The sequence below is a fragment of the Cellulosimicrobium sp. Marseille-Q4280 genome, assembly GCF_943181405.1.
GTDB lineage: Bacteria > Actinomycetota > Actinomycetes > Actinomycetales > Cellulomonadaceae > Cellulosimicrobium.
The window spans coordinates 12,412-24,250 of sequence record NZ_CALPBY010000003.1; the positions used below are offsets into that span (position 1 = coordinate 12,412).

Annotated in this window: 13 protein-coding genes; 10 read left to right on the forward strand and 3 right to left on the reverse strand. The window is 74.9% G+C overall.

Features of this window, described 5'->3' with window-relative positions:
- The first annotated feature begins 2 nt into the window (after window positions 1-2).
- Entirely contained in the window at window positions 3-1,295 is a 1,293-nt protein-coding gene (locus tag NFS20_RS08145) for a hypothetical protein (protein ID WP_251151278.1), read from the forward strand.
- Between the two features lie 26 nt (window positions 1,296-1,321).
- A complete protein-coding gene (locus NFS20_RS08150) occupies window positions 1,322-2,704 on the forward strand; it encodes a hypothetical protein (protein WP_251151279.1) in 1,383 nt (460 codons plus the stop codon).
- A gap of 15 nt (window positions 2,705-2,719) precedes the next feature.
- Here NFS20_RS08150 and NFS20_RS08155 read toward each other — a convergent pair whose 3' ends face one another.
- The gene (locus NFS20_RS08155) at window positions 2,720-3,673 is read right to left on the reverse strand and encodes a M15 family metallopeptidase (protein WP_251151280.1); all 954 of its coding nucleotides are present in this window, start codon (window positions 3,671-3,673) and stop codon (window positions 2,720-2,722) included.
- A gap of 38 nt (window positions 3,674-3,711) precedes the next feature.
- Between NFS20_RS08155 and NFS20_RS08160 the strand changes: the two genes are divergently transcribed.
- From NFS20_RS08160 to NFS20_RS08175, 4 genes are read left to right on the forward strand one after another with little or no spacing between them, the layout of a single operon-like run.
- Window positions 3,712-4,536, forward strand: coding sequence for a hypothetical protein (locus NFS20_RS08160; protein WP_251151281.1), 825 nt, complete (start codon window positions 3,712-3,714; stop codon window positions 4,534-4,536).
- Window positions 4,533-5,057, forward strand: a complete 525-nt coding sequence (locus tag NFS20_RS08165) for a hypothetical protein (protein ID WP_251151282.1) — start codon at window positions 4,533-4,535, stop codon at window positions 5,055-5,057. The genes NFS20_RS08160 and NFS20_RS08165 overlap by 4 nt, the downstream gene beginning before the upstream one ends.
- A 33-nt stretch (window positions 5,058-5,090) precedes the next feature.
- Window positions 5,091-6,650, forward strand: coding sequence for a hypothetical protein (locus NFS20_RS08170; RefSeq protein ID WP_251151283.1), 1,560 nt, complete (start codon window positions 5,091-5,093; stop codon window positions 6,648-6,650).
- A gap of 5 nt (window positions 6,651-6,655) precedes the next feature.
- Entirely contained in the window at window positions 6,656-7,516 is an 861-nt protein-coding gene (locus tag NFS20_RS08175) for a hypothetical protein (protein WP_251151284.1), read from the forward strand.
- Here the strand turns inward: NFS20_RS08175 and NFS20_RS08180 are convergent.
- Both NFS20_RS08180 and NFS20_RS08185 read right to left on the reverse strand, forming a co-directional pair.
- Window positions 7,513-7,968 carry a hypothetical protein gene (locus NFS20_RS08180; protein ID WP_251151285.1) on the reverse strand — a complete coding sequence of 152 codons (456 nt, stop codon included), beginning with the start codon at window positions 7,966-7,968 and terminating at the stop codon, window positions 7,513-7,515. The two genes, NFS20_RS08175 and NFS20_RS08180, sit on opposite strands and share 4 nt — an antisense overlap.
- Window positions 7,968-8,213, reverse strand: a complete 246-nt coding sequence (locus tag NFS20_RS08185) for a hypothetical protein (protein ID WP_251151286.1) — start codon at window positions 8,211-8,213, stop codon at window positions 7,968-7,970. Before NFS20_RS08185 ends, NFS20_RS08180 begins: the two co-directional genes overlap by 1 nt.
- A 64-nt stretch (window positions 8,214-8,277) precedes the next feature.
- On the opposite strand from NFS20_RS08185, the gene NFS20_RS08190 reads away from it, so the two are divergent.
- The 4 genes from NFS20_RS08190 to NFS20_RS08205 are packed head-to-tail and all read left to right on the forward strand — an operon-like array spanning window position 8,278 to window position 11,819.
- The gene (locus NFS20_RS08190; RefSeq protein WP_251151287.1) at window positions 8,278-9,597 is read left to right on the forward strand and encodes a hypothetical protein; all 1,320 of its coding nucleotides are present in this window, start codon (window positions 8,278-8,280) and stop codon (window positions 9,595-9,597) included.
- A 22-nt stretch (window positions 9,598-9,619) separates the two neighbouring features.
- The gene (locus NFS20_RS08195) at window positions 9,620-10,828 is read left to right on the forward strand and encodes an AAA family ATPase (RefSeq protein WP_251151288.1); all 1,209 of its coding nucleotides are present in this window, start codon (window positions 9,620-9,622) and stop codon (window positions 10,826-10,828) included.
- Window positions 10,825-11,094: a hypothetical protein gene (locus NFS20_RS08200; protein WP_251151289.1), complete on the forward strand. Its 270-nt coding sequence runs from the start codon at window positions 10,825-10,827 to the stop codon at window positions 11,092-11,094. Before NFS20_RS08195 ends, NFS20_RS08200 begins: the two co-directional genes overlap by 4 nt.
- Before the next feature lie 56 nt (window positions 11,095-11,150).
- A complete protein-coding gene (locus NFS20_RS08205) occupies window positions 11,151-11,819 on the forward strand; it encodes a DUF2637 domain-containing protein (RefSeq protein ID WP_251151290.1) in 669 nt (222 codons plus the stop codon).
- Window positions 11,820-11,839: the final 20 nt, after the last annotated feature.

The window sequence follows — 11,839 nt, forward strand, 5'->3', positions numbered from 1 at the left end:
CCATGACCAGCGCAGCAGACCGCTCCCGCGTGCCCGCCGGCATCACCACCGGCGGCCAGTTCGCGACCCAGGCGCGCGGCGAGGCGGCCGTCGACCTGACCGGTCCCGCGGGGCTGCCGGCCGCCGACCAGCTCGACGCCGCGCTCGCGCGACTGGGCATCGACGAGGTGCCCACCGGCGTCGACGGCGTGCCGTTCACTGAGCACTGGGCGACCCGGTTCGCCGCCCTGGGCGAGCCCGAGCCGCCCCGAGCCGTCGACGAGGTCGCCCGCCAGGTCTCGGGCGTCGTCGACCCCGAGCGGATCAAGGGCGAACCGAACGCCGTGCTCGCCCACCCCCGCCCGCCGCTGGGCGGCAAGCCTCGCGTGGAGTGGTCGACGCTGCAGCACTTCCCGGACCCGACCTCCCTGATGCACGGCGCGAAGGTCGCCGGGTACGTGCACCTGACCGGCCGGAACCTGCCGGCCGAGCTGGTCGCCCACCCCCGGTACCTCGGCGTGGACCTCGAGGCCGACGCGCGGTGGTCGGACGAGCCGGACCCGACCGACGTCACGGTCCTGATCGAGCTCGACCTGGACGACGATGCGCTGACCGACGCCCTGGCCCGCCGCGACGAGCGGCGCTCCTGGGAGCAGTCCCGCGCGCTCGCCGACGACATCGCCACCGGGAAGGTGGCGCCGTGGTCGATCTGCCCGGTGAACGCCGACACCAAGGCGCTCATCGACGCCGAGCACGCCGCCTCGCGCGCCCGGGTGGAGCCGATGTCCCGCGAGCACGAGAGCGACCTGGGCACCCGCGACTCCCGGCGGCTGAACCGGGCAGACCTGCAGCGGGTCACCGCGACGCTGTCGTACCTGCGCGGGGAGTCCGACGAGGAGCCGCAGACGCACTACAACGACCCGATCTGGGGCATCGCCAACCACGTGCGCGCCGGACGCGAGCACCGCGAGAAGGTCGCCAAGGCCGCGGTCTCCCAGGCGGGCCTGGACCTGGCCGCCGACCCGTCGACCGACCCGCAGGTGCTCGCCGCGCTGGAGGAGGTCGGCGCCGTGCGCGACTGGAACACCCGGGTGCGGTGGGCTGCCCAGTCCCAGAAGCGGATCGACACCTGCATCGCCGAGGTCTCCGCCGCGGCCGACGACCTGTCCCGGATGGTCGACGAGCGCGACGAGCGTGCCGCCCACGCGGATCGGGCCAAGGACCTGGCGTGGGCGCTGCGCTGGCCCGGCCCGTCCGATGAGTGCCCGGACGCCCCCGATGGCGCCCGCGGCGGCACCGAGCCCTCCTGGGGCTGAGCGCCCGGCCCGCACATCTACCGGCCATGACCAGCGCAGCAGACCGCTCCCGCGTCCCGGCCGGCGTCCGCACCGGCGGGCAGTTCGCCGCCGGCGCGCGCGGGGAGGCTGACGTGCACCTGGACGCCGGCGAGAAGCCGCTGCCCGCCGCCGACACGCTGACCGCCGCCCTGGCCCGGTACGCCATCACCGACGTGCCGGCCGACCACGAGGGCGTGAGCCTGGAGCAGCGCTGGCGCGAGACGTTCGAGGTCCTGGACGGTGCCAAGCCGCCCCTGCCCGACCCGCTGATCTGGGCCCAGCTCGGCCCCGACTTCGTCGTGGCACGACACAAGGGCGGACCGGACCTGGTCTGGTTCGACCCGCAGGTGGCGTCGTTCTGGGACGAGGACCGCCAGTGGCGGCCCGTGCAGGAGGTGCCGCTGGACGAGGCAGCCGCCCGGAACCTGCAGCTGGTCGCGGCGTTCAGCACCCGCGCCGGCGGCGGGAATCGGGACTGCTGGTGCTCGACCGAGGATGCGGCCTCCCCCACGCACGACCGTGAGTGCACGGCGGCGATCGGCTGGAAGATGGGCGAGCACCCGCGCCACATGCACGACGCGGACTCCGAGGACGGGTACGCCGACTGGTACTTCAAGCTCGACCTCGACGCCCCGATGCGCGAGGCGATCGAGGCCCGGCAGGCTCGGGCGGTGTGGGACGCCGCGGCGAACCGCCTCGCAGCGATCAGCGACGGCACGGCCGCCCCGTGGACCGTCATGCCGGTCAACCCCGACACGCAGGCCGCCGTGGTCAGCGCCCGGGCCGCGCTGGAGGAGATGGGCAGCAACGACCTGGACGAGCGGTCCGCGAAGGCCCTTGGCGTGCCCGTGTCCCACATGAGCACGTACTACGGCTCGGGGTCGCGCACCGACGTGCAGTTCACGCCGCAGCACCTCGAGGACGTCGACGCGGTGATCGCGTGGTCCGACGACCCGTCCCAGCCCGCCCCGCAGCTGGCGGCGAAGTGGGCTGGCGGCGTCACCGCGATCTGGCAGGCCCAGCAGGCCGTCGAGCAGATCACCAAGGCCACCGCGCCCGCTCGGCAGGCCGTCGCGGCCCGCCAGGCGATCGAGGCGGGGACGGTCGACGAGGACGTGGCCGCGGTGCTGCAGCGCGCCCTGGACTCATCGCTCGGGTTCAAGAACGCCGAGAAGCACCTGGACGACGCGCGCAACGACCTCGTCACCCGCGTCGGGCGGCTGCGCCAGGAGCGCGAGAAGCTCGTGGGCGCGGCCCAGCGGCGGCGCGAGCGCTTGGACCTCAAGCGTCGCGCGTCCGTCGACGGCAGCGCGCTGCGCTGGCCGGGCGAGCCGGGCACCGCGCCGCAGCTCACGACCGAGGCTGCTGCGGGCGCCGTCGAGTTCTAGCCGGGCGGGCGGCGCTCAGGCACCGGTCACCACCAGGTGCTCGGCCCAGCCGTCGACGACGATCTCGTTCGGCGCGCCGAGCAGGTCCGACACGACCAGCGTGAAGGTGCCGTCCGCCGCGACCGTGGTCGACGTCGTCGTTCCGCCGGGGAACCCGGCGAACTCCCAGTGCCAGTGCTCCGGCTTGGTCCCGCCTGGGCGCGCCCACGCCGGGTGCACCCAGCCGTAGGCGCCCGCGTTCGCCGCCAGCCAGTCGCCGGTGATGGTGCCGGGCACCGCGGCCTGGTTCGCGATGTCGATCGCCGTGCCGAACCCGTGGTTGGACGTGCCGGGCACCGCGGCCAGGCGCGGGCCGAGGGTGGCGCGCAGGTGGACCTGCTCGCCCAGGGAGCGGTAGGCGTCGTTGAGGGTGATGCTCGCGCCGGTCGCGGCGGTCATCGCCGTCATCATCGCGTCGAACGCGCCCGCGGCGTCGCAGCGCAGCGACCGGCCGCCGGCGGCCTCGCTGGCGCACAGGATCGACCCGTCGGCCAGGCCGTTGGCCTGCCCGGGCCACGGGTCCGCGGAGGCGTCACCGGGCCCGGAGGCGGCCTGGGAGATGTTCGTGGCCGTCACGACGGCTCCCGGGGCCCAGTGACGGCCGGTGATGGTGACGGTCCGGCCGGTGGTCTCGTGCGACAGCTGCGGTGCGGGCGGCGCCGCGGGCACCAAGGGCCCGTACGGGGCGACGGGCGTGGAGCGGGCGCTGCGCGACGGCGCGTCGTGCTCCGGGCGCAGGTCTGCTGCCGCCACGGGCGACGGCAGCAGCGAGGCGGTCGCAGACAGGTCGAACAGCGAGGGCGTGGACGCCTTGGTGAAGGCGTCGGGCAGCTCGGACGCGGCCGCCTGGCCCGCAGCGGGCAGCAGCAGCGCGACGGCCGCGACGGCGCTCAGGGCAGCTCGCCGGGCCGTGGTGGGATGAATCCTCATGCCAGGCACATGTGCGGCGCCCCGCACATCTACCGGCCATGACCAGCCACCAGCACCGTTCCCGGGTCCCCGCCGGCGTCACCACGGGCGGCCAGTTCGCGACCGAGGCCCGCGGCGAGGCCCCAGTGACGCTGTCCAGCCGGCCGCCGCACGCCGACGTCCTGGTCGATGGCGTGCAGGGTCCGAACAGCGCGACCTACGCCGCCGCGCTGTCGAAGGTCGCACCACTGGGCAACGTCCTGCTCAAGGTGCACGTCGACGAGCCCGGCGGCCGGTTCTCCGCCACCGCGTACGCCCTGGGCTACGAGTACCGCATCGACTCCGGTGACGGCGACCACGTGCGCCTGAGCCGCGCGGACGGCGCGTACCTGGGCGACCAGTTCGGGCGGATCGAGGCGCTGGACTACCAGATGCCGCGCATGGTCGCCGCCGCCCACGTCGCGGCCCACGAGCGCGACACCCTCAAGAACGTCGAGCGGATGGTGCGCACGGAGTTCTCCTCCGAGCTGATCAAGCGGCACGTCGCGGCGGTGCGCCGCGGCCACACCTTCGACTCGATCGAGGTCGGCATCCCGCTCCCGGGAGACCACATGAAGGTCGTGGCGTTCGACACCGCGCCGGCCGGTAGCGGCCTGGACACCGTCGTCGACAAGCGCCTGTTCGCCCGCTCGGCGGTCAAGGACGACCAGCTGGCCGACCTGACCGACCGGCAGATCACCAACCGCCTGAACAAGGCGCTGGACGCCATCGGCCCTGACCGCGCGTACAGCGAGAAGTACCTGCGCCGCTACATGGCGCTGGCCTGCGCCGAGCTGGACACCCGCCGCGCGTCCGACCCGGTCTGGTCGGAGACCGAGCGATGAGCGCCCCGACGCTCGCCCGCGTCCCGGCCGGGGTCCGCGCCGGCGGCCAGTTCTCCATCGCCGCGCGCGGCGAGTCCGGCATCGCGCTGCTCGCGTCCGTCCAGACGCCCCTGCACGGCCTGGGACGGTTCCGCCCCGGGCGGCCCAGCGCCAACGCCCAGCTCGCCGCCGACGTCGTGACGCGCCTGGACGGTGTCGGCGCGTGGCGCGCGTGCGCCACGGTGCCCGACCCGGACGCCGCCGGCGACCCGGCCGCTGCGGTGTCGGTCGACGGGCACGTGCTGCTGCAGCCGTACGCCGACCCGTTCGACCCCGAGGTGTTCCTGGCCGAGCTCGACCCGTCCCGCGACGACCCGTGGTCGCAGGCGTCGTTCTGGCGGCTGCGCGACGGCGAGCTCGACCGGCTCGACACCGACTGGCACGGGCGCACGCTGGAGGGTCCGACCTCCCACACCGTCACCCGCACGCCCAAGGGCAAGCCGGACCCCGAGATGGTCGCGGCAGTCCTCGCCGAGTGGTGAGGAGCCGCGCCCGGCCCCGCACATCTACCGGGCATGACGAGCCTCGCTGACCGTTCCCGTGTCCCTGCCGGTGTCCGCACGGGCGGGCAGTTCGCCACCGAGGCGCGCGCGGAGTCCGACATCTCCCTGGCGCTCGCCCCGCACCAGGACCTGCCGCCCGTGGACGTCTCGCTCGCCGAGCTGACCGAGCAGTGGGAGCTGCGCGCGTTCGCCCCCGAGGCCGCCGCCACCCAGGCCCAGCGTGACCTCGAGCAGGCCCGGTTCCTGACCCTGGGCGGCGTGCCGGACGAGTACCTCGCCGCGCTGCTGGTCGCCGACGGTCGCACCCGCCTGCCGCGCACCTACGACCGTGGCGGCGCGTTCGGGCCCTCGGGCTGGAACTGCGCGCAGGGCGGCGAGGAGATCCGCGACGCCTACGCCTCCGGCATGCCCGCGCACTGGCCCGACCAGATGGCCGACCGCGGCGAGAAGTGGCGTGAGGGCTGCGTGCCGCGCTGGAACGCCGGCGTCACCGCCGAGGAGCTGGCGCGACTGCAGTTCTTCGGCATGGACGGCGAGCCGGGCATCGCCGCCGCCTACGCCGGGCGCGACCTGCTCAAGGTCCGGGACTGGATCCGGGCGGCGTCGGACGACAAGGGCTTCGGGCAGTACCTGGGGCGCTACCTCTCGCACGCCGGCGTCGGCCAGTACGTCGGCGAGGGCGTGCCGCTGCAGGACGTGCGCCTGTGCTACGACCTGTCCGAGGACCCGAACAACGCCGTCGAGCCGGGCCTGGCGCGCCGGGGCCTGACCCGCCCCGACGGCACCGTGGAGAAGGGCCCGGACGCGATCCGCGAGCTCGTCGACTACGCCAAGGCGGCGGGCCGCTCGACCGACGAGGCCTACGAGGGCATCCGCCTGGGCATCTCCGCCAAGGACGTCAAGGCGTACGGCCCGAAGATCGAGCCGGCGGAGATCCCCGCGTTCGCCGACGCCGGTGTGCCGGCGAAGGTCGCCCGGTCCCTGCGCGCCCGCAACCGGCAGCTGTCCCCCGAACTGGCCGCGCGCCTGCACGACGCCGGGATCGTCTCCGGCGCCACCTACAAGGAGTGGGAGCGCCTGGCCACCGTCCGCGAGGGCGGCCTGGGCCGTCCGACCACGACGCGCACCGACTGGGACACCGTGCTGCCCATCGCCAAGGCCGGGGTGCCGCACGAGGTCGCCCAGGAGATGCGCGGGCACGGTGTGCCGCTGGAGTCGGTTGCCGAGATGCACGGCGCGGGCGTCACCGACATCGCGGCGTGGTCCGGGACCCTGCACAAGCGCACCCAGGCGACCATGCGCATGGAGCGGCGCACCCAGGCCGCGATGACGGCGATCTCGACGTTCGCCAAGGCCGGCGGCACGGTCGAGCAGCTGCGCCGCGCACAGCGCGCCGGCATCCCGCTGGTGGCCGCGCACGAGCACGTGTCCTCCACGCCGCAGGAGCTGTGGGCCGCGGGCGCCGAGAACCGCGCGGCCGCGCTGGCCGAGGAGGCCCGCCAGGCGTCCATGTGGGGCCGTGACCGCTCCAGTGGGCACGGCTGGGACGTGACCGGACCGGAGGACCTGTGACCGACATGACCGACCCGTCCCAGCCCCGCGTCCCGGCCGGCGTGCGCACCGGAGGGCAGTTCTCCGGGCGCTCGCGCGCCGAGGCGGCGCTGAACCTCGACCAGCGCCTCGGGCCACGACGCGACGCCCCGCTGTCGCCTGCGGCCGAGCGCCACATCGCCGAGCAGGCGCAGGCCTGGGCCGAGAAGATGACCGCCGGGATCGCCGACGCGCCCGCCTGGTCGCTGGCGTCCGCGCTGCCGGAGTTCCGGACGACGGCGACCGCCGTGGCCGCCGACCTCGCCCGCGCACGCCTGGAGCACGACGCGGCCGCCGTCGAGCGCCTCGAGCGGCGCAACGAGCACGTGCAGCGCGCGATGAGCACCCTGAACGCCGCCGCGCTGGAGGACCGGCTGGGCGGCCCGGCGCGCCCGGCGCAGGTCACGCGCGTGATCGACCGCGGCGCGGTGCTCACCAGCCCCGAGACGTTCCGGATGCAGCTGGCCTGGTTCGAGGCCGCGGCCCACCCGCTGCGACGGCGCGCGGTCGACGCCGTCGGCAACGCCCGCGCGCACGCCGACCGTGAGCTGGCCGCGGACCTGACGCAGCGCCGCGACGCCCTGCAGGGCGTCCACGACGTCACCGAGGCGGCCGGGGTGATGCGCGCCGAGGGCGTCGCCGAGCGCTCCGGGGCGGCCCACGCCGCGCACGACGCCGCGTTCGCCTACGCCCACGCCGATCTGGTCGACGACCCGCGCCTGTGCACCGAGGGTGTCGGGCTCGCCGGCGAGCGGGTGCGCACCGGCTGGACCCGGCAGGCCTACGAGCACATGGTCGCCCCGTGGGAGACGTCCCTGGACCGGCCCAGCGGTCTGCCGCGCGGCTAGCCGCGACCGATCTGCAGCAGCGGGGCCATGTCGCCGTGCTCGTACGCCGCCTCGATCCCGGGGCGCACCGCGTCGTAGACCGTCTGGTCGTTCGGCAGCACGAAGTGCATCCCGAGCTCCTGGTCGAACGTCACGATCCCGGACTCGACCGCCTCGAGCTTGGCCTTGATGACCAGCCCGAGCGCGCGCCACAGCCGCCGGTGCTCCTTGTCCGCGGCCGCCTTCGCCGCGCTCGCCGAGCGCGACTGGCCGGTCGGCGTGGAGCGGAACGACTCGACGTCGGGCAGGTGCAGCAGGAACTGGATCCGGCGCTCGCGCATGTCGAAGCGCACGGCCGCGCCACCGGCGGCCCACCCGATCATGAACGCGGTCGCGCCGTACCGGGTGACGATCCGCTCGATCTCGTCCTTGGAGCGCGAGATCGTCACCGTGGTGTCCGCGGCGTAGGCCATCAGGGGTACTCCCTCCGGTCACTGATCGCGGCGCCGGCCAGAAGGCCCATGCGCTCGCGGGCGGTGAAGCAGTGCCCGCACCAGGCCAGCGTGAACTCCTGGTTCGGGCCGTGCACGGTCAGCACCAGCGGCTTCGTGCTCGGGCCGCAGTAGTCGCAGCCACGCAGGGGGTCGGTCGGGTCCAGCGGGCCGGTCTGGTCGGCCTGGGTGGTGACGTCGCTCGGCGACGTGGTCATGGTGCTCACAGGTGACCTATGTGCGGCAGCCCACACGCGCGCCAGAACGCCCCCGTCCGCACATCTGTAGAGCATGCCCGACCTGACCTACCTCGACGGCGACGACCCGTTCGCCGACGCGGCCGCGCCGCGCGCCCCGCAGGCGCCCGCCCCCGTGGTCGCGCCCGAGCCTGCGCCGGCGCCCGCACCGAGCATCGACTACGTCGGCCCCAGCCCGCTCGCCGACGAGGACCTGATCCCCGAGGCCGTCCTGGGCGTGGTCGCCGACTACGACGCCTACCAGCGCTCCCAGGCGCTGTCGCGCGCCATGCTGCTGGACCGCACCGTCACCCCGGGCCTGGTCCCTGCGCCCGAGCCGCGCGGGGAGGGTCACGACGACGGCGAGTTCCCCTTCGCCTACCTGTGGGTCGACCCGACCACGAACCACATCGTCTACCGCACCGACGACTTCGACTCCCTGGCGCCCAAGCGCGTCAACGCCGGGGTGCTGGACCACCTGCTGTCGCAGGACTTCCGGCTCGTGGTGCCCGACGCCCCCACCCTGGCGCGCATCACCCGCGCCTGCGCCGGGGCGGCCCGCCGCCGCGACGACGCGTCCGAGGCGGCCGTGCGTGTGGAGCTGCAGCTGGCGATCGCCGCGCGGCTGCGGTACTCGGCGTTCGCGATCGTGCTGACCCGCGCGCTCGCGCGCCGGTACTGGCTGCCCGAGGGCATGGACGCCGAGGAGATCGGCCCGTGGGCGGCGATGGGCGGCGCGGAGCCGTTCGCGACGAACCCGCACCGGTGCATGTCGATGCTCGTCGAGCTGGCCTCCGACGGTGCGCCGTCGATGCGGCTGACCAACGGCATGTTCTTCGCCGAGAAGTTCGCGCTGTCCGCCGCCCGGTTCCGCGGCCTCAAGACCGCCGTGTCGGCGTTCCACGACGTCGAGCGCGCCGAGGCGTGCGCCGAAGGCTGGGACCACACCGACTTCGGGCTGGTGCGCCGCAACTCGATCACCGGCGACGTGTGCCAGGTCGCGGTGACACGGATCGACGAGGTCGGCTCACGCATCCACGTCGTGATGTCCCAGCCGTTCCGGCTGCGCACCGGCAAGGCGCACGTCATCGTCACCACCGACCCGGCCGCCCCGGCGACCAACCTGACCCTGGAGTCCGTCGAGGCGACCGGCGACGCGCTGCACGGGGTGTTCACCTACTCCCGGCGCCGGCGCGCCGAGCAGAACCCCGCGCTGGTCGCCGCGGCCGCCGCCAAGCGCGACGGGCGCCCGCTGTTCGTGACCGCCAAGCCGTTCACGGGCTTCTCCCCCACGTCCAGCGCCACCCCGCGCGACCGGTGGACCGCCCGGGACTCCCCGCCCATCAAGCGGCCCGCGTGGGCCGCTGGCCTGTGACGATGCCGCACATAGGTAGACCATGACCTCGAGCTCGACCCTGCCCTTTCCCGCCGGCTCCCCGCAGGAGGGTGCCGTCCTGGCGCTGCTGCGCGGGCACCCCGGGGTCCTGGTCGACTCCCCTCCCGGGGCAGGCAAGTCCACGATGGTCGCCCAGGCCGTGCGCTTCCTGCACGAGGCCACGCCCGCGACCGTCGCGGTGGCGACCTTCACCAACGAGCAGGGTTCGTCCATCGCGGCGCGCATCGCCGCCGAGCTCGGCCCGGACGCCTACGGGCGCCCGCAGGTGCAGATCGTCTCGCGCAACATGACGGTGCCCGACGGCGTCGCCGGGCCGGGAGCGGCCACCTCCGAGAACCCGGTGACTGTGCGCACCGTCGCCTCGTGCAAGATCAACCCGCCCGAGGTCGACGTGCTCGTGCTCGACGAGGCGTACCAGATCACGTTCGCGGACTTCTCCAAGGCCGCCGACCAGGCCGAGCAGGTGCTGCTCGTGGGCGACCCGGGCCAGATCGGCCCCGTCGTGCCGTTCAACGTCGGCGCCTGGTCCCACATGCCGCAGGCCCCGCAGATGCGCGCCCCCGAGGTGCTGGCCGAGCGCGAGGAGGTCGCCCGGTTCTCCCTGGCGCACACCTACCGGCTCGGGCCCGACACCGCCCGCGCCATCGCGCCGCTGTACCCGTTCACGTTCGACTCCGCCCGGCCCGCGCGCAGCATCGACGGCCTGGACGGGGAGATCGCCCGCGTGGTCGTGCCCGACCGGATCGACCCGTACGACCTGGCCACGATGCGCACCGTCGCGGACGCCGCGACCGCCTACCTCGGCCGAACCCTGCGCGAGACGGCCCCCGACGGCACGCAGTCCACCCGGGCGCTGGTCGAGGAGGACGTCGCGATCGTCGTGTCCCGCAACGCCCAGGCCTCGGCGCTGGAGGCGCTGCTGATCGAGCGCGGGCACGCGCCCGGGGCGATCACGGTGGGCACCGCCGACCGGCTGCAGGGCGGGCAGTGGCACGCCGTCGTGGCCGTGGACCCGACACTGTCGGGCGCCGAGTCCGAGCACGCGCTGTCCTCGGGGCGGCTGTGCGTGATGACCTCGCGCCACATGACGCACCTGACGTGGGTGTACGACGAGGGCTGGGAGGACGTGCTGGAGCAGGCCGCGGACTCCGGCGACGCCGGCCGGTCGGCCGCCGTGCGCACCGCGCTCGTGGCCTACCCGCACCTGTGAGCGGGCAGAACGCACCCGCGCAGGTCACCGGCTTCTACGCCGCGACGCACCAGCACGGGCGCACGCAGCTGCTGCTGGGCCCGTTCACCGAGAAGGGCATCGCCCTGACCGCGGTGGACGCCGCGCGCGACCTGCTCTACGTCACCCGTCGCGACCTCGGCCCGGTCCCGGCCGGGGTGGAGGTCACCGAGGTCACCATGCCCGGCATCGACCTGCTGCCCGCCGGGGAGCTGAACGACGTCGCCCTGCACCTGCACGGCTCCTGACCCTGCCGCACATCCGTTCCCCGTCACCTCACCGTTCCCGCAGACAGGACCCGCTCATGGCATCCGCCACCACCCGCAAGCAGCAGGCCCCGATCTCCCGCGCCGTGGTCAACTCGGCCCTGGCCGGCACGCTCGTTCTGGCCGCCGGCGCGTTCGCGCTGTCGTTCGCCGCCCTGACCGACCTGGCCGAGATGGCCGGCGTGCCCTCGACTCTCGCGTGGATCTGGCCGCTGGTCGTCGACGGCATGGTCGTAGTTGCCACGATGGCGATCGTCGCCCTGGCCGGGCACGGGACCCGCGCGCTGATCTACCCGTGGACGCTGCTGGGCGGCGGCGCGGCGGTGTCGGTGTGGGCGAACGCCGCGCACGCGATCCTCGCCGCCGACGGGGCCGTCCCGGCGGCCGTGTCGGCCCTGGTCGCCGCCGTCCCGCCGGTCGCGCTGCTGGCGGTCACGCACCTGTCGGTCGTGCTGATCCAGCGCTCGGCCGAGCCGGCCAAGAAGCCCGGCAAGCGGCGCGCGGCCGACGCCGAGCCGCGCACGACGCGCGCAGCGCGCGCCGAGGCCGCCTCCGAGCCGGTCGCCGAGCCCGCACCCGCCGCCCCGGCGCTGCGGTCCGTCCCGGTGCACCGCACCCAGGACGAGCCGGCGCCCGTGCGCGCGACGCGCGAGCTCGCCGGTATCGGCGCACTGCCGGGCGCCAGGGAGTTCGCCGAGTCCGTCTGAGCGCCCCGTCGACGCCCCCG